General features: G+C 66.9%; 14 protein-coding genes. 8 read left to right on the top strand and 6 right to left on the bottom strand.

Annotated features, from left to right (window positions below; genetic code table 11):
* The first annotated feature begins 118 nt into the window (after window positions 1-118).
* A complete protein-coding gene (locus WS69_RS05770) occupies window positions 119-1,738 on the top strand; it encodes a methyl-accepting chemotaxis protein (RefSeq protein WP_059469837.1) in 1,620 nt (539 codons plus the stop codon).
* Window positions 1,739-2,033: 295 nt separating this feature from the next.
* Here the strand turns inward: WS69_RS05770 and WS69_RS05765 are convergent, their stop codons facing one another.
* The 3 genes from WS69_RS05765 to WS69_RS05755 form a co-directional block, all read right to left on the bottom strand.
* Window positions 2,034-2,858, bottom strand: a complete 825-nt coding sequence (locus WS69_RS05765) for a class I SAM-dependent methyltransferase (RefSeq protein WP_059469836.1) — start codon at window positions 2,856-2,858, stop codon at window positions 2,034-2,036.
* Window positions 2,859-3,065: 207 nt separating this feature from the next.
* Window positions 3,066-4,001 carry a prolyl aminopeptidase gene (gene pip / locus WS69_RS05760; RefSeq protein WP_059469835.1) on the bottom strand — a complete coding sequence of 312 codons (936 nt, stop codon included), beginning with the start codon at window positions 3,999-4,001 and terminating at the stop codon, window positions 3,066-3,068.
* Window positions 4,002-4,171: 170 nt separating this feature from the next.
* Window positions 4,172-5,086 carry a LysR family transcriptional regulator gene (locus WS69_RS05755; RefSeq protein ID WP_059469834.1) on the bottom strand — a complete coding sequence of 305 codons (915 nt, stop codon included), beginning with the start codon at window positions 5,084-5,086 and terminating at the stop codon, window positions 4,172-4,174.
* 264 nt (window positions 5,087-5,350) lie between these two features.
* On the opposite strand from WS69_RS05755, the gene WS69_RS05750 reads away from it, so the two are divergent.
* From WS69_RS05750 to WS69_RS05720, 7 genes are all read left to right on the top strand, one after another.
* Window positions 5,351-6,142: a 5-oxoprolinase subunit PxpA gene (locus WS69_RS05750; protein WP_059469908.1), complete on the top strand. Its 792-nt coding sequence runs from the start codon at window positions 5,351-5,353 to the stop codon at window positions 6,140-6,142.
* A gap of 13 nt (window positions 6,143-6,155) precedes the next feature.
* Window positions 6,156-6,398 carry an acetyl-CoA carboxylase gene (locus WS69_RS05745; RefSeq protein WP_059469833.1) on the top strand — a complete coding sequence of 81 codons (243 nt, stop codon included), beginning with the start codon at window positions 6,156-6,158 and terminating at the stop codon, window positions 6,396-6,398.
* 5 nt (window positions 6,399-6,403) lie between these two features.
* A complete protein-coding gene (locus tag WS69_RS05740; protein WP_059469909.1) occupies window positions 6,404-7,849 on the top strand; it encodes an acetyl-CoA carboxylase biotin carboxylase subunit in 1,446 nt (481 codons plus the stop codon).
* Window positions 7,846-8,721 carry a 5-oxoprolinase subunit B family protein gene (locus tag WS69_RS05735; protein WP_059469832.1) on the top strand — a complete coding sequence of 292 codons (876 nt, stop codon included), beginning with the start codon at window positions 7,846-7,848 and terminating at the stop codon, window positions 8,719-8,721. Before WS69_RS05740 ends, WS69_RS05735 begins: the two co-directional genes overlap by 4 nt.
* On the top strand, window positions 8,711-9,715 hold the full coding sequence (locus tag WS69_RS05730; RefSeq protein ID WP_059469831.1) for a biotin-dependent carboxyltransferase family protein: 1,005 nt from the start codon (window positions 8,711-8,713) through the stop codon (window positions 9,713-9,715). The genes WS69_RS05735 and WS69_RS05730 overlap by 11 nt, the downstream gene beginning before the upstream one ends.
* Window positions 9,716-9,918: 203 nt before the next feature.
* Complete coding sequence (locus WS69_RS05725; protein WP_059469830.1) at window positions 9,919-11,274, top strand: purine-cytosine permease family protein; 1,356 nt, start codon at window positions 9,919-9,921, stop codon at window positions 11,272-11,274.
* A gap of 319 nt (window positions 11,275-11,593) precedes the next feature.
* Window positions 11,594-12,733 (top strand): hypothetical protein, encoded by a 1,140-nt coding sequence (locus tag WS69_RS05720; RefSeq protein WP_082715975.1) that lies wholly within the window; start codon window positions 11,594-11,596, stop codon window positions 12,731-12,733.
* Between the two features lie 129 nt (window positions 12,734-12,862).
* Here WS69_RS05720 and WS69_RS05715 read toward each other — a convergent pair whose 3' ends face one another.
* The 3 genes from WS69_RS05715 to WS69_RS05700 all read right to left on the bottom strand — a co-directional run bounded on the left by WS69_RS05715 (window position 12,863) and on the right by WS69_RS05700 (window position 19,052).
* Window positions 12,863-14,713, bottom strand: coding sequence for an ABC transporter ATP-binding protein (locus tag WS69_RS05715; protein WP_059469828.1), 1,851 nt, complete (start codon window positions 14,711-14,713; stop codon window positions 12,863-12,865).
* Complete coding sequence (locus WS69_RS05710; RefSeq protein ID WP_059469827.1) at window positions 14,710-16,545, bottom strand: ABC transporter ATP-binding protein; 1,836 nt, start codon at window positions 16,543-16,545, stop codon at window positions 14,710-14,712. Before WS69_RS05710 ends, WS69_RS05715 begins: the two co-directional genes overlap by 4 nt.
* Window positions 16,546-16,931: 386 nt before the next feature.
* On the bottom strand, window positions 16,932-19,052 hold the full coding sequence (locus WS69_RS05700; RefSeq protein ID WP_082715974.1) for a TonB-dependent receptor: 2,121 nt from the start codon (window positions 19,050-19,052) through the stop codon (window positions 16,932-16,934).
* Window positions 19,053-19,340: the final 288 nt, after the last annotated feature.

Here is a 19,340-nt window from a genome sequence, read left to right as displayed (position 1 = left end):
CGTTTACGATTTACATCGATACGCAGCCATTCTTCTTATTTAAGGAACGCGCGGTCGCGCCGATAACCAGCCATCGCCAGCAGGCGACACCGCATTCCCCAGCCATTCCCGAGGTCAGATGAAGCTCCGCCGCAAAATCCCCCTTGCCTTCGCGGCAGCGCTCGTCCTGACGTCCGCCGGCGCGTTCTACGGCATCCACGCGCTCAATCGCTCGCTCGACACATACGGCACGACGGTCCAGCAAAACGTCGCGAACGAGCGGATGGTGTCCGCGACGCTCGTTGCATTCAAGCTGCAAGTTCAGGAGTGGAAGGACACGCTGCTGCGCGGCAAGGATCCGGCGAAACTCGACAAGTACTGGAGCGCGTTCCGGCAGCGCGAACAGACAGTCGATGCGCTCGCCGCCGAATTGAAGTCGAAGCTGCCCGACAGCGAGAGCCGCCGGCTGATCGAGCAATTTGCGTCGGCGCACGCGGAAATGGGGCAAGGCTATCGTAAGGGCTTCGAAGCATTCAAGGCATCGGGCTTCGATCCGTCCGCCGGCGATCAGGCAGTCGCGGGCGTCGATCGTGCGCCCGCCGCGCTGCTCGAAAAGGCCGCGCAGGACATTGCCGCCGACAGCGCGCGCGTATCGGCCGATGCCGCAAGCGACGCCGTGCGCGCGACGACGGTCGGCATCGTCGCGACGCTCGTCGTGTTCGCGCTCGCGCTCGGCGGCGGCGTGTGGTTCAGCGGCACGGTGGCGCGTCCGCTTGCACACGCGCTCGCGTGCGTGCGCCGGATCGCGACAGGCGATCTGTCGACGCCGATCGACGCGCGCGGCGACGACGAGATCGCCGAACTGCTCGCCGCGCTGAAGGACATGCAGGCGAGCCTGTCGCACGTCGTCCGCGACGTGCGGCACAACGCCGACGGCGTCGCGACCGCGAGCGCGCAGATCGCGTCGGGCAATCTCGATCTGTCGTCGCGCACCGAGGAGCAGGCGGCGTCGCTCGAAGAAACGGCCGCGAGCATGGACGAGCTCACGTCGACCGTGCGCCGCAATGCCGAGCATGCGCAGCATGCGTGCGCGGTCGCGGGCGCGGCGTCGACGACCGCGATACGCGGCGGCGACGTGATGCGCCAAGTCGTCGACACGATGCACGGAATCGCGGACAGCTCGAGCAAGGTCGCCGAAATCATCGCGGTCATCGACGGCATCGCGTTCCAGACCAACATCCTCGCGCTGAATGCGGCCGTCGAGGCCGCGCGCGCGGGCGAGCAAGGGTGCGGCTTCGCGGTCGTCGCGGGTGAAGTGCGCACGCTCGCGCAGCGCAGCGCGACGGCCGCGCGCGAAATCAAGACGCTGATCGAGCAGTCGACCGAGCGCGTCGGCGCGGGCTCCGCGCTCGTCGGCGACGCGGGGCGGATCATCGGCGAGATCGTCGGTTCGGTGCGGCAGGTGACGGACATCGTCAGCGAGATCGCGTCGGCGTCGAACGAGCAGAGCGTCGGCATCGAGCAGGTCAACCACGCGGTCGCGCAAATGGACAACGTGACGCAGCAGAACGCGGCGCTCGTCGAAGAGGCGTCCGCGGCCGCGCATGCGCTCGCCGAACAGGCGCGCGCGCTGCACGGCGCGGTGGCGGTGTTCAAGCTGCATGGCGACCGCGCCGCCGAGCGCGACGCTGTACGCGGCGCGCGCGATACGCGGCGGCCCGCCGAGCGCGATCCGCGGCCAGTGGACGCATTCGCTTGAAGGCTAAGCGAGCGGAGCGGCAAAGCGCCGGTTAGGCGCAACCTGACCGGATCGTGCGCGGCGAAACGGCCGCGCATTGCCGCTACGTCAGCGGGAAGCATTTCGGTAAAGCGTCATTGGCTGCCGCTCCATCGGCCTTCTAACGATGCGTGCGTCGACAACCGCGACTCGACGCCGATGCGAACCCACATGCACGCGCTGTCGCTGCGTTTGGATTTGCGCACGAAACGCACGCCGATGCCTCGAATCCGGCGTGGCGTTCGCCGACGCGCCGCTCCTACGCATCACTCCGACCCTACATGCACGGCTTGCTCGCGACGAAGTGAAACCACGCTTCATCGCCGAAATCCTGCTCGCGCCGCAAAGGCTTGCCGGTCGAACCGCCGAACGCCGCGCGCAGCCGAAGGCCGGCGTCGGCGAGTTGCCGCTGCTGCGTCGCGAAATCGGTATACATGATGAGTATCCCGAACTTGTGCGCAGCGCACACGCGCATCGCATAACCATCGAACGCTCGGTTGAAACGCGAATTGCGGAAATAGTTGAACACGCCGATCGGCAGCGAATACGTGATGCGCGCCGCGTCGAGCGCGATCGAAAACGGATTCGCCGAGCGCCGCGGCAACCGAACGAGCCGCGACGGCCCTTCGCGATAGCTCGGCCCCGCGAGATTATGCGTCGAGAACAGCGTGAAGCCGCCCGGCCTCAGCACGCGCGCGAATTCCTTCAGGATCGACATCCGGCCGTCGTGATCGACGGCGTCGATGCCGTTGTAGCTGAACACGACGAGCGAGAAGCTTTCGTCCGCGAACGTCGACATGTCGCGCGCATCCATCTGATAGACGCGCGTGCCCGGATGATTGCGCCGGCAGATCTCGACGAGCTCGGGCGTGTAATCGACGGCCGTGTAATCGGCGCTGATCGCCTTCAGCATCGGCACGGTGCGTCCGCCGCCGACGCCGACGTCGAGAATCGGCTCGGCGCGCACGCGCTCGGCGATCCACGCAAGCGCAGCGGCCTCGCCCGGATCGGTCCAGCCGGTCGCGCTCCCGTATCCGCGAAGCGCGCTGCGGCTGCGCCAGACGGCCTGATTGATGCGGTCCTGCATGAAACCCTCGTTCACGACTCCCCCTCTTCGCCGACGGTCCCGGCGAATCGCCGCACTTCGTTGAACTCACTTCGAGTATCGTCACCGGCCGGGACGCGTCTCTGTTCTACGGCTTACATTGGGGGAGATTTCGAAGGAAGCTTCGACGCGGCGCGCATCGAGCGCGCCGCTCCTTCGTTCGGCGGCAACGTCCGCCGCGCGCCTGCGTTCGATGCAGGATCATCACTCTCGCGCGAAGCGATCGGTCGCCGCGATCAGTGCACGCAGGATGCCCGGCTCGTCGTACGCGTGGCCCGCGTCGGGCACGATCTCGAACGACGCCCTCGGCCACGCCTTCGCCAGCTCCCATGCGGTGCGGGCGGGCGTGGCGACGTCGTAGCGCCCCTGCACGATCACGCCCGGGATGTCCGCGAGACGATGCGCGTCGCGCAGCAACTGCCCTTCTTCGATGAAACCTTGATGAACGAAATAGTGATTTTCGATGCGGGCGAACGCGAGCGCGTAGTGCGCGTCGCCGAAATGCGCTTCGTGCGCGGGATTCGGCAGCAGCGTGATCGTCCGGCCTTCCCAGACGCTCCACGCGCGCGCGGCTTCGAGCTTCGCGGCTTCGTCGTCGCCCGTCAGGCGGCGGCGATAGGCGGCCATCAGGTCCGAGCGCTCGGAAAGCGGAATGGGGGCGACGAATGCTTCCCAGAGGTCCGGGAACAGCCACGACGCGCCTTCCTGGTAATACCAGAGCAGCTCCGACTGGCGCACCGTGAAGATGCCGCGCACGACGAGCTCGCTGACGCGCGCCGGATGCGTTTCCGCATAGGCGAGCGCGAGCGTGCTGCCCCACGAGCCGCCGAACACGAGCCAGCGCTCGACGCCGGCCATCTCGCGCAGCCGCTCGATGTCGTCGACGAGATGCCAGGTCGTGTTGTTGTCGAGGCTCGCGTGCGGCGTCGAGCGGCCGCAGCCGCGCTGGTCGAACAGCAGCACGTTGTAGCGCGCGGGATCGAAAAGGCGGCGGTGATCGGCGTTGCAGCCGCCGCCCGGGCCGCCGTGCAGGAAGACGGCCGGCTTGCCGTCGGGATTGCCGCAAAGCTCCCAGTACACGCGATGGCCGTCGCCGGTGTCGAGGAAGCCTTGTGCATAGGGTTCGATCGGTGGATACAAGAGACGCTCCGGATAAATGGAAGAAAACGACCGGAGCGATCGGGCGCGGCCAGCCCGCGCACGTGCGCGCTGGCCGCCGACGGCTCCGGTTCGGCTCGACGTCGAAAGCGACGCCTCATTATGCCGAGTCGCCGGAAAAACGGTGCACTCGCGATCGGCGTCCGTGCGCGTCAAACGCCGCCGCCCGCGCGCGGCTCCATGAACGTGTGCCGGAAATACTCGCGCACCGCATGCATCGCCGGACTGAATTCGGTGTTCCTGCGCCACGCGAGCCCGACGCTCATCGGCGGCACCGGATCGCGCAACAGCACCGTCTCGATCCGCCGCCCTTCGAGCGACCACGGCCGATAGACCATGTCCGACAGAATCGCGACGCCGCTGCCGTTCGCGACCATGCTGCGCACCGCCTCGACCGACGACGTTCGCAGGATCACGTTCGGCCGGTACGGCGTCTCGTTCCAGTAGCGCAACGCGGTGTACGCGGCTTCGTCGACCGTCAGCATCACGAACGGTTCCGGCGCGACGTCGGCGAACGTCACGCTCTCGCGCTTGAGCAGCGGATGATGCGCACCGACCCACAGCCGGCGCGCCGAATGAATGACGGGCTCGAGCACGAGCTCGGGATTCGACACGTTCGACGTCAGCAGCACCGCCATGTCGTAGCGCCCGGCGATCAAGCCTTCTTCGATCGATTCGCGATTCAGCTCGTGAAGCTGGATCGTCAGCCGCGGATACTGCGTGTTCAGACGCAGCAGATGATGCGGCAGGAAGTAGCCGAGCACCGTGTAGCTCGCGGCGATCGCGAGCGTGCCCGTCAGCGTGCTTTCGAGGTTCGGGATGCGCATCGCCTCGTCGACCGACGACAGGATCGTGTACGCCTGATTCAGGAAGCGCCGGCCCGTGTGGGTCAGCGTGACGCCTGTCGCCGTGCGCATGAAGAGCTGCGTGCCGAGGCTGTCTTCGAGTTCGCGGATCGCGCTCGTGACGGCCGATTGCGAAATCGTCAACTGGATCGCCGCCTGTGAGATCTGTCCGAGCTCCGCGGTCGCAACGAAATACTTCAGTTGCCTGAGGGTTAACGCCATGGCGACCACCTGAAAAATCGATAACGCAGCCGGCGGTATCTTATCAGTCGATCTTCATCGCGTGCGCATCCGCCAAAAATGCCGCCGGCACGCGGCCCACAACGATCTGACGAATCCATGCATATCGGCCGATATCGAAAAAATCGATATCGAGACATATAAAAATAGAACTATTTTGGAGACCGCAGCCCGACTAACCTAGCTTCGAACACGGTCGACGCGCCCTTTCCGGTGCGCGGGCCGGCGACGAAGGAGGCATTCAGCATGCGAAAACACAGCGTCGACCTGAACTCCGACATGGGCGAAGGCTTCGGTCCGTGGAAGATCGGCGACGGGGTCGACGACGAGATCATGCCGCTCATCAGCTCGGCGAACATCGCGACGGGTTTTCATGCGGGCGATCCCAACATCATGGCGCGCACCGTGCAGCTCGCGAAGAACACGGGCGTCGGCATCGGCGCGCATCCCGGCTTTCGCGATCTCGTGGGCTTCGGCCGCCGCGACGTCAACGAAGCGCCGCAAGCGCTCGTCAACGACATCCTGTATCAGCTCGGCGCGCTGCGCGAGTTCGCACGCTTTCACGGCGTGAGCGTTCAGCACGTGAAGCCGCACGGCGCGCTCTACATGCGCGCCGCACGCGACGAGGCGCTGTCGCGGCTCCTCGTCGAGACGCTGCAGCAACTCGATCCGACGCTGCTGCTTTTCTGCATGGAAGCGTCGGTCACGCACCGGATCGCGCGCGAGCTCGGCCAGCCGGTCGTTCGCGAGTTCTACGCGGACCGCGACTACGACCGCAGCGGCTCGATCGTGTTCACGCGCCGCGTCGGCAAGCTCGATCCGCGACAGGTCGCGGACAAAGTGCTGCGCGCGTGCGTCGACGGCCGCGTCGCGACCGTCGACGGCGAAGACATCGACATCGATTTCGATTCGATCTGCATTCACAGCGATACGCCGGGCGCGCTGCAGCTCGTCCGGGCGACCCGCGACGCGCTCGTCGCGCACGACATCCGCATCGCCGCGCCCGCCGCGGCCGCAATCCGCATCGATCAGGCTTGAGGAGCGTACCAAGATGGCATTACACGATATCGTCAGTCCCCTGCCTGGGACGTTCTATCGGCGTCCGTCGCCCGACGCGGACCATTACGTCGAAGTCGGCTCGACGGTCGGACTCGGCGCGGTCGTCGGGCTCGTCGAAGTGATGAAGCAGTTCACCGAGATCGAAACCGCGACTGCGGGCCGCATCACGGAGGTGCTCGTCGACGACGGCGAGCCCGTCGACGCCGGGCAAGTGCTGATGCGAATCGAGGCGTGAACGCGATGAACGACATGAATTCGACGCACGATTCGTTCTACCGACCATCGCGGATCAGGACGGTGTTCGTCGCGAATCGCGGCGAGATCGCGGTGCGCGTGATCCGCGCCGCGCAGGAACTCGGCATGCGCGCGATCGCGGCGGTCAGCGACGCGGATCGCGACAGCCTCGCCGCACGGATGGCCGACGAAGCGGTGCACATCGGCCCATCGCATGCGGCGAAGAGCTATCTGAACCCGGCCGCGATTCTCGCCGCCGCGCGGCAGTGCAACGCCGACGCGATTCATCCGGGCTACGGCTTTCTGTCGGAGAACGCGGGCTTCGCCGCGCAGGTCGAGGCGGCGGGCTTGATCTTCGTCGGTCCGTCGGCGCACGTGATCGCGACGATGGGCGACAAGGCCCGCGCACGCGAGACTGCGCAGCGCGCGAACGTACCGACGGTGCCGGGCAGCGACGGCGTCGTGACATCGCTCGACGAAGCGCGCGCGGTGGCCGAGCGCATCGGCTACCCGGTGATGATCAAGGCGGCCGCGGGCGGCGGCGGGCGCGGCATCCGCGTCGCGCACGACGACGCGCGGCTCGACGCCGAGCTGCCGCTCGCGCAGCGCGAAGCGCAGGCCGCGTTCGGCGACGGCGGCGTCTATCTCGAACGTTTCATCGCACGCGCACGGCACATCGAAGTGCAGGTGCTCGGCGACGGGACGAACGCGATTCATCTGTTCGAACGTGAATGCTCGTTGCAGCGGCGGCGTCAGAAGATCCTCGAAGAGGCGCCGTCGCCTTCGCTGACGCACGCACTGCGCGACGCGCTGTGCGCATCGGCGACGCGTCTCGCGCGGCAGGTCGGCTATCGCAGCGCGGGCACGCTCGAATATCTGTTCGACGAATCGCGCAGCGAGTTCTACTTCATCGAAATGAACACGCGGATCCAGGTCGAACATCCGGTGACGGAGGCGATCACGGGCGTCGATCTCGTGCGCGAGATGCTGCGCATCGCGGACGGTGAGCCGCTGCGCTTCGCGCAGGACGACATCGTGCTGCGCGGCGCCGCGCTCGAATGCCGGATCAACGCGGAAGACCCGGTGCACGATTTCCGGCCGAATCCCGGCCGCATCGACGAGCTGGTATGGCCGGCCGGCCCCGGCGTGCGGATCGATACGCTGCTCTATCCGGGCTACACGGTGCCGCCGTTCTACGATTCGCTGCTCGCGAAGCTGATCGTGCACGACGAGAGCCGTGCGGCCGCGCTGGCGCGGCTCGCACGTGCGCTGCGCGAACTGCGCATCGGCGGCGTGAAGACGACCGCGCCGCTGCACCGTGCGCTGCTCGAAGACGACGACGTCCGCGCGGGCCGCTATCACACGAATTACCTGGAAGCCTGGATGAGCGCATGGCGCGCGCGGCTCAACGCCGACGCGGGCGCATCGCCGAGGCTGGGAGAGGCAGCATGACGATCCGATACACGTTCGGCGGCGACGAATTCATCTTCGTCGAGATCAGCGAATCGATGTCGCTCGACGCATTCTTCAAGGGCACCGCGATCACGCGCGAGCTGCAGCGCCGCAAGATGCCGGGCGTGAGCGAGATTTGCCCGGCGAATGCGTCCTACCAGGTTCGTTACGATCCCGACGTGATCGCGCCGGACGCGCTGCTCGCGCTATTGAAAGACATCGAAGCCGACGTCGGCGATGCGGAATTGAACCTCGATACGCGGATCGTCGAAGTGCCCGTGCTCTACGACGATCCGTGGACGCACGAGACGCTGATGCGCTTTCGCGAACGGCATCAGGACCCGGACTCGACCGACCTCGAATACGCGGCGCGAATCAACGGCAAGCGGGACGTCGACGCATTCATCGCCGCGCATTCCGGCTCGCCGTGGTTCGTGTCGATGGTCGGCTTCGTCGCGGGCCTGCCGTTCATGTACCAGATGGTCGAGCGCGGACGGCAGCTTCAGGTGCCGAAATATCTGCGGCCGCGCACCGATACGCCGAAACTCACCGTCGGCCACGGCGGCTGCTTCGGCTGCATCTATTCGGTGCGCGGCGCGGGCGGCTATCAGATGTTCGGCGTGACGCCCGCGCCGATTTTCGATCCGGCGCAGCGGCTCGATTACCTGCGCGACTTCATGGTGTTCTTCCGCCCCGGCGACATCGTGAAGTTCAAGCCGATCGATCGCGCCGCATACGACGCGGCGATCGCCGAGGTCGAAGCGGGCACGTTCACGTTGCGCGTGAAGCCGGTGAAGTTCGCGCTCGATGCGTTCCTGCGCGATCCGGACGCGTACAACCGTTCTCTCGTCGAGGTGCTGGATGCCAACTGATTCGCTCAACGTGATCGAGGTCGTGAAGCCGGGTCTCGCGACGTCAGTGCAGGACGCCGGCCGACAGGGCTACTACCACGTCGGCATTCCGCCGTCCGGCGCGCTCGATCAATTCTCGCTGCGCGCGGCGAACCTGCTCGTCGGCAACGACGAAGACGCCGCAGTGCTCGAATGCACGCTGCTCGGCCCGCAGTTGCTGTTTCGTCGCGACGCGCTGATCGCTGTGACGGGCGCGGAGATGGCGCCGCGAATCGACGGCGCCGCGCAGCCGTGCAACGTCGCGCTGCGCATCCGCGCGGGCAGCACGCTGACGTTCGACTACGTGAAGCAAGGCGCGCGCGCGTATCTCGCGGTCGCGGGCGGCATCGACGTGCCGGTCGTGCTCGGCAGCCGCTCGACGTATGCGCTCGGCGCGATCGGCGGACACGAAGGACGGCGTCTTCAGAAAGGCGACACGCTGCCGATCGGCGCGGCGAAGCGCGCCGGACGCGAAGGCGCGACATTGCCCGACACGCTGCGCACGCCGCTCGCGCGCGAAGTCGAATTGCGCGTGCTGCCGGGCCTCTACCACCACCGGCTGACCGACGAATCGGCACGCACGTTCTTCGAGGACACGTGGGTCGTCGCGCCGGAGGCCGACCGCATCGGCTATCGCTACCGGCAAGGCCGCGCGCTGCGCTTTTGCGAGCGCGAGCAGCCGTTCGGCGCGGGCGCCGATCCGTCGAACATCGTCGACGCGTGCTATCCGATCGGCTCGATTCAGGTGCCGGCCGGCATCGAGCCGATCATCCTGCATCGCGACGCGGTGTCGGGCGGCGGCTACGCGACGATCGGCACGGTCATCAGCGCCGACATGGATCTGATCGGTCAGATGCAGCCGAACCATCACGCGCGCTTCGTCGCGGTGACGATGACCGATGCGCTCGCCGCCCGGCGAGACGCGCAGCGCCGGCTCGCGCGTCTGCGCGACGCGTTGTGGCCGCACGGCGGCTGATGATTGCCGCTCGAGGCGGCTGACGCCGCCCCGCTCTTCCCGTCGATGTCGATAACGAATCGCGCGGCGCATCGCGCCGCGTGCGAGGGCCTGCATCCTTTGTTTTGGATGCCTTGACGTTGTGACGCGTGCGCCGTGTCGCCGCCGCTCGTCGCGGCGGACGCGGCGCATTTCCCGAATGCAAGTGCCAACGGAGCAGGATCATGGCCGATACCACTCAAGCAGCCGCCGAAGGCGAGCTGGATCTTTCGACGGTCGCGATGCCGGACGGCGCGCGAATGCAGGCGTTTCCGCTGACAATGGCGTGGTGGGCGGTATGCAGCGCGGTGTTCTACATCGTCGTCGGCGCGACGCTCGCACTCGACTACGGCGCGCGCAACGCGCTGATCGGGATGGTGCTGTCGGTCGTCTCGTACGGATTGATCAACGCGGCGATGAGCCGCTATGCGATTCGCACCGGCCTGTCCGTCGCACTGTTCTCGCGCGTGCTGTTCGGCAGCGCGGGCGCCGCGCTCGCGACGCTGATCTTCTTTGCGACCGCGATCTACTACGCGGTGTTCGAAGGCTCGGTGATCGCGGTCGCCGCGCACGGCCTGATGCCGTCGCTCGACTATAAATGGGCCGCGTTGATCGTCGTCTGCTACAGCGTGCCGCTGATCTTCGGCAGCGTGCAGCACTGGCTCGACAAGTTCAATGGCGTGCTGCTGCCGTTCTATCTGTTCGGACTGCTCGCAGCCGTCGTGCTCGCGACGCATCGCTACGGCTACAACGCCGCATGGCTCGATTTCGGCCCCAAGGGCAGCGTGCCCGCCGACGGCTGGTGGAAATGCTTCGTCTATTACATGGGCGTGTGGGTGCTGATGATGTTCACGTTCGACTACGCGCGCTTCGGCCGCCGGGAAGACACGACCTATCACGGCCGCTGGAACTTCGGGATGCCGTTCTATCTCGTCACGTTCGTCGTCAACGGCGCGGCCGGTATCTATCTCGTCAGCACGATTCCAGGGCTCGGTACGCTATCCGAAGTATCGGTCGTCACCGCGCTGCTCAAGCTGATGGGCGTCTGGGGGCTGCTGTTCGTCTGGGTCACGCAATCGCGAATCAACACCGCGAACTACTATCTCGCGACCGTCAACATGCAGGCGTTCTTCCAGAAAGCCGCCGGGCTGCGCGCGCCGAAATACGTGTGGGCGCTCGTCGTCGGCGCTGTCGTCTACGCGCTGATGATGGCCGACGTCTTCTCGAAGCTGCTGCAGGCGCTCGCGTGGCAGGGCGTGTTCATTGTCGCGTGGGTCGGCGTCGCGCTCACGCACATCCTGTCGACGCGCTACGAAGAACTGCTCGGCGGCGACATCGAATGCCGCGACACGCATGTGCCCGCGTTCAATCCGGGCGGGCTGACCGCGTGGTTCGCCGGCGTATTCGCCGGGATGATGCTGACGATGGCGTCGGGCTTCGTGCAATCGCTATCCGCGCCGGCGACGTTCGCCGTATCGTGGATCGTCTATCGCGGCATGCTCGTGTCGGCGAAGCGGGCGTGGTTCGTGCGGGAGATGTGATGCTGCGCCGAGCGGCGGCGGCGCGGCCAGGCCGCGCCTGAAACGAGATGCCGCCGCCTTTCATGTCTGAAGATTGAATGCTCGAATTCAGATCTCGATCAAAAAAACGCTCACCGGGATACGTAAAATAAGCATCGACACGATATCGAGCGTCATTGCGTGGACAGTACGCATTCGTGAATGCGAGCGGGAAAAAGCCGGAACTTCGGCATCGAAAATGCGAACCAAGTAGATAAATGATTCGACGCTTGCGACCCACGATACCGACTCGCGCCGAACCGATGTCTCATTGGCTGGAACGACCCGGGGCACTGCTTTGATGAATCAGCCTGGCGACACACGGCAACGCTCGTTTGAACGTGTTCGTACGCTCTGCGCGATCATATGCGTCGCGCTCGCGAGCATCGCGGCGTCCATCATGCAACCCGCCGGGGCCGCGCAATCGGTCCATGACGCATCCGCCGCGCCTTCTTCGTCTTTATCCTCCGCTTCATCGACGCCTCACACTCGTGCGAGCGCATCGAGGACATCCGAATCGTCCGGCGCATCGGCTGCATCGAACGCATCGGCCACATCCGAAACGCCCGCCGCATCCGCGCCCGCGCAAGGATCGGGCGCGCAGGCCACACAGCCCCGAGCGCTCACCGTCCCACCCGTGCCGCCGCTGTCCGAAGCCGAATCCGCGGACGTGACACGCCGCGCGCTCGCGCTGCGCACGGCGTTCGCGCAGGAAGTCACGCGACGCCTGAAAGTGCCGCTCGCCGAGCAGCGCGCGTATGGCGAGCGCCTGCAGCAGATGCTCGATGCGAACGGTCTGGGCGAACTGGCTCGTGAATACGTCGTGCTCGTCGATCGCGCCCGGAACGTGCAGGCAGCGTTCATCTACTTCCGCACGACGCGGAACAACGCATGGCAGATGATCGGCGCGTCGCCCGTCGCGACCGGGCTGCCCGGCCAGTACGACCATTTCGTGACACCGCTCGGCGTGTTCGAGCACACGCCGGCGAACATGGATTTCCGCGCGGAAGGCACGATGAACGACAACGGCATCCGCGGCTACGGGCAGCACGACATGCGCATCTACGATTTCGGCTGGGCGAACGCGGAGCGTGGCTGGGGCAAGGGCGGCGTGTCGCAGATGCGCTTCCAGATGCATGCGACGGACCCGGAATTTCTCGAGCCGCTGCTCGGCATTCGCCACTCGAAGGGATGCGTGCGGATTCCGGCGTCGCTGAATGTCTTCATCGATCAGCACGGCATCCTCGACGCCGAGTACGAAGCGCGCGCCGCCGGCGGCGAAGCGCCGTGGGTGCTGCGCGCGCATCGGCAAATCACGCCCTGGGCGGGCCGCTATCTCGTCGTCGTCGATTCGGAGCGCAAGACGCGTCCCGCATGGTCGCCCGCGCCGGGCAGGAAGGCGCATGCGAAAGTGCCGAAGGGCGGCGACACCGCGGATTGACGTGGCCACTCGCGGCCGGGCGCGAGCGCGAGCACGGGCGCGCGCGCCGTCACGCCGAATCGCAGCAATCGGATCGCACGCGATTTCGCCCGAACGAAGCCGCATGCATTCCAATCGCCCTTGCCTTTGTCAGCGGCTTGGCGCCACCGCGCCATCCGTCGTCGCCGGCGACGGTGCGCGACAATCGCCCGGCCCGGCGCCGAACCCGTCGAACGCCGCCTTCGCCCGATACTGCGCCTCCCACATGGCTCGATAGCGTCCATCGACCGCGATCAGCTCGTCGTGCCGCCCCTGCTGCACGAGCCGCCCGCCTTCGATCACGAGAATCCGGTCCGCGCCGACGATCGTCGACAGGCGATGCGCGATCACGACGACGGTCTTGTCCCGCACGAGCGCATCGATCGCACGCTGCACCGCCAGCTCGCTTTCGACGTCGAGCGCCGCGGTCGGCTCGTCGAGAATCACGATCGGCGCGTCCTTCAGCAATGCGCGCGCGATCGAGATGCGCTGGCGTTCGCCGCCCGACAGCCTGCCGCCGATCTCGCCGAGCCGCGTCTGCCAGCGCTGTGGCAGGCGTTCGATGAATTCGTGGCACTGCGCGGCGCGCGCCGCGGCTTCGACTTCCTCGTCGGTCGCGTCCGGCCGCGCCATGCGGATGTTCGCGAGCACCGTGTCGTCGAACAGATAGACGTCCTGAAACACGACTGAAATCAACGCATTCAGCGCCGTTTCCGGAATCTGCCGGATGTCGACGCCGCCGATCTCGATCGAGCCACGCTGCGGATCGGCATGACGCAGCAGCAAGCGCGCGATCGTCGACTTGCCTGAACCCGACGGACCGACGAGCGCCGTCATCCCGTTCGCCGGCAGCGTTGCGCTGAAGCCGCCGAGCGCGTCGCCCGTCGCACGCGCGTAACGGAACGACACGTCGTCGAAACGCAGCTCGAAGCGGGTCGGCACGCACGGCGGCTGCCGCGACGGCAGCGGCTCGATCGCGAGCAGCGCCTCGATGCGTTCCAGCGCGGCCTCGATCATCTCGACGACCGCCGTATAGCCGATCAACGTCGCCATCGGCTCGGAGAAACGCACGACGATCACCATCACAGCCGCGACGACCGGCAGTTCGAGCGTGCCCATCACCACCCACGTGACGGCCGCCGCGACGACGAGTTGCAGGCCGAGCTCGACGACGCTCGCGACGATGAGATTCGGCTTCGCACTCCTGCGATGCGCGGCCGTCTGCATATCGAGCAGTTTCGCGCAGCCGTGGGCGAGCGTCGACGCTTTCGCCGCGTCGCTGCATGCCGCGCGCAGCACCGGCAGCCCTTGCGTGAATTCGACGATGTCGGCGTTCAATCGACTGTGCGCGTCCGCGAGCGCGCGCATCCCGCGCCCGAGCGCCGGCCGGCGCCAGCGGTAAAGCGGCACGATCGCGGGGAACACGAGCAGCAGGATCAGGCCCATGCGCCAGTCGACGAACAGCGTGGCGAGCGCGACGACGCAAGGCGTAATGGTCGCGAGCGCGATCATGTTGACGATCGCGAGCGTGTAGTTGAGGTTCTCGTCGACGTTGCCGAGCAGCAGCGCGTTCATCTCGCCCGAGCGCTTGTCCTGCAGCAGGTCGAGCGGCATGTGGCGCAGTTGCTCGCCGATCCGCATGCGCAGCGCGTGCGTCGTGTACGCCATTCGCCCGTTGTATTCGAAGCCTTGCGCGCGCCAGCGCGCGCACGTCGCGAACGCCGCGATCAGCGTCATCGCAATCAGCCAGCCGAACGCCGACGCGGCCGGCCGCTCGTCGACGATCGCGGCGAACAGCGGAAACAGGCAGGCAAGCGCGAGTCCCTGCGCGGCCGCGGCGATGCACAGGCCGACGATGCTCGCGCGCAGCGCGCCTGCGTTCGGGCCCGCGACGCTCGTCAGTCGTCGATACGTCAGGCGCCACGATGCGGGACGCCGGGTTTCGGTCGATTCGTGTTTCATCGCGTGCGCTCCAGTTCGACGCCGGTCCGATTCTCTTGCGCGCCGCCGCGCAGCGCCCAGCGCTGCGCGCGTTCATGGCTGTCCCACAGCCGCGCGTAAACGCCTCGCATCGACAACAGCGCGTCGTGGCGGCCCGCTTCGACGAGCGCGCCCCGATCGAACACGAGAATCTGATCGGCATGACGAATCGTCGACAGGCGATGCGCGACCATGATCACCGTCTTGCCGCGCATCAGCTCGGACAGCGCGCGCATCAGCTCGGCCTCGTTCTCCGGATCGGAAAACGCGGTCGCCTCGTCGAGCACGAGGATCGGACGGTTCTGCAGGATCGCACGCGCGATCGTGATGCGCTGCCGCTGCCCGCCCGACAGGAATGCGCCGCGCTCGCCCGCGAGCGTGTCGTACCCGTTCGGCAAGCACATGATGAAGTCGTGCGCCTGCGCGGCCTTCGCTGCCGCGATCACGTCGTCCATCGTGCGGTTCGGCGAGCCGAGGCGGATGTTGTTCGCGATCGTGTCGGCGAACAGGAACGTGTCCTGGAACACGAACGCGAGCTGCGACATCAGCACGTCGGCCGTCATGTCGCGCACGTCGACGCCGCCGACGAGCACGCGCCCCGCATCGACGTCCCAGAAGCGCGGAATCAGCCGCGCGACGGTCGTCTTGCCCGCGCCCGACGGGCCGACGAGCGCGGTCGTCGAGCCCTGCGGGACGTGGAAGCTCACGTTGCGCAGCACGCGCGCGTTGTCGCTGTCGCTGTCGCTGTCTCCATCATCGTCATGGCCGGCATGGCGGCGGGCGGGCACGGTTCCCGGCTTCGCATCCGCGGGCGCGCCATAGCCGAAGCCGACGTTCTCGAACGTCACGCTCGCATCGGCCGGCGCGCGCCCATCGACGGGCATCGGCAGCGTCGGCAGCGCCATCGTCTGCTGAATCCGCGCGACGCTCAGCTTCGCCTTGTCGACCATGTGATTGAGCATCATCATCGGCATCATCGCTTCCGCCATCCCGGTGCCGACGAGCAGCACGGCGATCCACGCGCCGAAATCCGAGGCATCGCGCGCAATCAGCCACGCGCCGAGCCACAGTAGCACGAGCAGCGTCGGCAGCGGATTGAGCACCGCGAACGAGAAACGCGCGGAGAAACCCGCCTGCCGATACCAGCGCGTCAACACGTCGAGATATGCGTCGAGCGCGTGCTGAAAACGGCCGAACGTCGAATAGCCGGCGTCGAACGTCCGCACGACAGGCATCGCCTGCACGAACTCGATGACGGCCGCGCTCACTCGCTCGCGCGCGTCGTTGTACAGCCGGCTCATCTCGACGGCGTTGCGCATCGCGAGCGTCAGCACGCCGAATCCGATCGCCATCACCGCGGCCGCACCGGCGGCGAGCCGCCAGTCGAGCCACAGCAGCACGACGAGCGTGCACGCCGGCCCGACGAACGCGCGCGCATAGAGCGGCGTGCTGTCGGCGACGAAAATGTGAAGCGCCTTCACGTCGTCGTGGATGACCTTCGACAGCGCGCCCGCACCGACCTGCTGCAGCGTGCCGAGCGACACGCGCGTCAGGCGATCCGCCAGATCGCTGCGCAGGATCTTTTCGAGGCGGAATGCCGCGTAGTGCGATTGGCTGAACGCGCCCAGCCGCAGAAAATAGCTGCCGACGAGGCACAGGACGGCGCCTGCGACCGGCCACGCCGGCCAGACATGCGGCCGCTCGACGAGCTGCCGGACCGTCCATGCGAGCGACAGCAGGAATGCGACGTTCAGCAGCGTCGCGAGCGACGAGACGACCATCGCGAAACGGATTTGCGCCCGCACCGGGCGCATGATGCTCCACGGGTTTGGGCGGGCATCCGCGCGTCTTCGGCGCTCTGAATGGACGGCTTCGGTCGGTGGTTCGGACATGGCAATTCCTCGTGAGCCCGGCAGCGGGCGGAGCTAAGTGGCATCGAAGCGGCGCGCCCACGTGCGCGCGCGACGATTTGCAACGGCATGCGACGACGCACGGCGATCGGCGCAGTGCCGCACGATGACGAACGCCGACGCAGGCGATGCGCGACGGCGCGCGATGAACGCGCGACAACGCACGGCACGCCACGACAACACGCAACGACGCACGCGGCCTGCGCCGACGAAACACACTACGCGCGGCACGCAGCCGCGCTCATCGCTTGCGACGCGGCGAGCCATACGGCCGGCCGCGTCGCGCACGGTCAATAATCGAACGCAACCGTCACGCCGACCGTGCGTCCGAGTCCGACCTGCGCGAGATTGCCTGTCGGCGCACGGAACGCATACGTGCGGTAGTCGCGGTTCGTCAGGTTCTGCGCATAGAGCGTAAGCTCGACGTCGCGGCGCGGACGCCAGCCGAGTGACGCGTCGACCAGCGCATAGCCGCCCTGGCGCAATTTGTTCGCGACGTCGAAGTACTGCGCGCCGAGCCAGCGCACCGCGACACGCGGCCGGACCGTGCCGGCCAGCGTCGGCACTTCGCCGCCGACGTTCAGCGTGAAGCCGTAGCGAGGCGCGAACGGAACGTCGTTGCCCGAGCACGTGGCGCAGCCGAACGGATCGGTGTAGCTGCGGAACGTCGCGTGGTTGACGAAGCCGTCGAGCCCGGCCTTCCAGCCTCGCGCGATACCCCATTCGACGCCGAACTCGACGCCCGTCGAGCGCGTGTCGCCAACGTTGCGCAGCGACTGATAGCCGAGTGAATCGCTGCTGTAGAGCTGGGCATTGCGGATGTCGATCCGATAGAGCGCGACGCTGCCGCGCAGTGACCGCCCGTCATAGCGCGCGCCGAGCTCATAGCTGACCGCACGCTCCGGACCGTAGCCCTGCGCATCCGCGAGGCTCGACGGCGCGAGATTGAAGCCGCCCGGCTTATAGCCTTGCGACACGTTCGCATAGACGCGCCACGCCGGATCGATCTGATAGCCGGCGGACACTTTGCCGAGAATCCGGTTGCCGGCCGCGCCGTTCACGCCGGCGAAAGGCGCATACGTCGACGCGGACGCCATCGCGGCGCCGGCGAACTGCGTCCACGCCTGATCGCGTGACGCCCGCAGGCCGGCCGACAGATCGAGCGCGTCCGTCACGTGCCAGGTGACGTCGCCGTACGCGGCGAGCGACTTGCTCTCGTTGCTCGATGCGGTCGTCGACAGATTGACGACCGACGGAATCACCATGTCGTTGACGTACGTGCGCGACTGATGCACGTCCTGCCGATAGAGGCCGAACACCGCGTCCCAGCGCCGGCCGGGCGCGTGCGTCGCGAGCCGCAGTTCCTGCACGTTCTGCCGCCAGTCCTCCGGCTGCTGCGTGAAATACTGGAGAAACGGAAAGCGCCGCTCGATGTCGACCGTCTGCCAGGCGGAAATCGCGGACAGACGCCACTGGCCGAAATCGTAGCGCCCGGACAGCGCATAGCTGTTCCCGCAGCGGCGCATGTACGACTCCGCATATTGCGCGGGCAGCCGCGGATCGATGTCAGCGGTGCGGCTGCCGATGTCGTCGAAGGGCACATAGATGTCCTGCGTCGCCTTCGCGCAATCGCGCCCGACCGACACGTTCACTTCCCAAGGTGCGCCGGAAGGCGCGAGTCGCAGCTTCGCGCTGCCGGCGAACGAGCGTGATCCGCCCTGATGATTCGCGCCGCTGGCCGGATTGCGCAGGTCGCCGGGCGCGTCGACGTGCGCGAGCGACACCGCGCCGTACAGCAAGTCCTTGACGATCGGCCCCGCGACCTCCGCCTGCTCGACGTTGCCGCCGCGGCTCGAGACGCCCGCCCGCAGATGCACGCGCGGCGTGTTGTCGGGCGGCAGCGTGACGATGTTCAGCACGCCGCCTTCCGCGCTCTTGCCATACAGCGTGCCTTGCGGACCCTTGAGCAACTCGACGCGATCGACGCTGAGGAGCGTCTGCGACGAAAACGTCGGCAATTGCGGCACGCCGTCGACATACACGGTCAACGCCGGGTTGTAGAAATCCTGTGCGGACGAGATGCCGCGCAGGCCGATCATCGGAAACAGCATCGAGCCGCCGCTCGTGATCTGCACGCCGGGCAGCACCCGCGCGAGATCGAGTGTGTTCGCGACCTGCGCATCGTCGAGCGCCGGCTGTTCGACGACGACCGCCGCGCCGTTGAGCGTCGCGAGCGGCTGATCGCGTTTGCTCGCGGTGACGGTCACGGCGGACAGCTCGCCGGCCGCCGTCACGCCGGACGCCGCGCCGGCCCCGGCCGGACCGCTGCCCGACGGCTTCGCCGACGGCGTGCCGGCGGCGCTTGCATGAGCGACGCTCGACAAAGGAATGAGGGAAATCGCGACTGCCATCGCAAAGGCGTTCGACGCCGGGAGCCTGCCCCGCCAGGCTCGCTGATACCGCATCACACACACTCCTTGTTGATCTCGAAAGACGGCCGGGCGGACTCATCGTGCAATCGTGCGTCACGAAGAAATCCTGTCTCGCCGTGGGCGCGCGCCATGGCGAGACGAGACCGTCGCGCGCCCGAAGGGCGCGAGAAGCCGCCGAGACAGACTGACTCTCCGGAACGAGCAGATTGTCTCGACGGCGGCGACTGGAATTGCAATAATGATAACAATTCTCATTTACATTTCTAC

Source organism: Burkholderia sp. BDU5 (assembly GCF_001522845.1).
GTDB lineage: Bacteria > Pseudomonadota > Gammaproteobacteria > Burkholderiales > Burkholderiaceae > Burkholderia > Burkholderia mayonis.
Note: the sequence above shows the minus strand (reverse complement) of the source record. Positions and strands in the feature narration are given on the sequence as shown.

What these genes read in the sequence shown, in the direction of transcription:
- WS69_RS05770 (WP_059469837.1), top strand. Translation starts at nt 119, where the DNA reads ATGAAGCTCCGCCGCAAAATCCCCCTTGCCTTCGCGGCAGCGCTCGTC.
- WS69_RS05755 (WP_059469834.1), bottom strand. Translation starts at nt 5,086, where the DNA reads ATGGCGTTAACCCTCAGGCAACTGAAGTATTTCGTTGCGACCGCGGAG.
- WS69_RS05750 (WP_059469908.1), top strand. Translation starts at nt 5,351, where the DNA reads ATGCGAAAACACAGCGTCGACCTGAACTCCGACATGGGCGAAGGCTTC.
- WS69_RS05745 (WP_059469833.1), top strand. Translation starts at nt 6,156, where the DNA reads ATGGCATTACACGATATCGTCAGTCCCCTGCCTGGGACGTTCTATCGG.
- WS69_RS05740 (WP_059469909.1), top strand. Translation starts at nt 6,404, where the DNA reads ATGAACGACATGAATTCGACGCACGATTCGTTCTACCGACCATCGCGG.
- WS69_RS05735 (WP_059469832.1), top strand. Translation starts at nt 7,846, where the DNA reads ATGACGATCCGATACACGTTCGGCGGCGACGAATTCATCTTCGTCGAG.
- WS69_RS05730 (WP_059469831.1), top strand. Translation starts at nt 8,711, where the DNA reads ATGCCAACTGATTCGCTCAACGTGATCGAGGTCGTGAAGCCGGGTCTC.
- WS69_RS05725 (WP_059469830.1), top strand. Translation starts at nt 9,919, where the DNA reads ATGGCCGATACCACTCAAGCAGCCGCCGAAGGCGAGCTGGATCTTTCG.
- WS69_RS05720 (WP_082715975.1), top strand. Translation starts at nt 11,594, where the DNA reads ATGAATCAGCCTGGCGACACACGGCAACGCTCGTTTGAACGTGTTCGT.
- WS69_RS05715 (WP_059469828.1), bottom strand. Translation starts at nt 14,713, where the DNA reads ATGAAACACGAATCGACCGAAACCCGGCGTCCCGCATCGTGGCGCCTG.
- WS69_RS05710 (WP_059469827.1), bottom strand. Translation starts at nt 16,545, where the DNA reads ATGCGCCCGGTGCGGGCGCAAATCCGTTTCGCGATGGTCGTCTCGTCG.
- WS69_RS05700 (WP_082715974.1), bottom strand. Translation starts at nt 19,052, where the DNA reads ATGGCAGTCGCGATTTCCCTCATTCCTTTGTCGAGCGTCGCTCATGCA.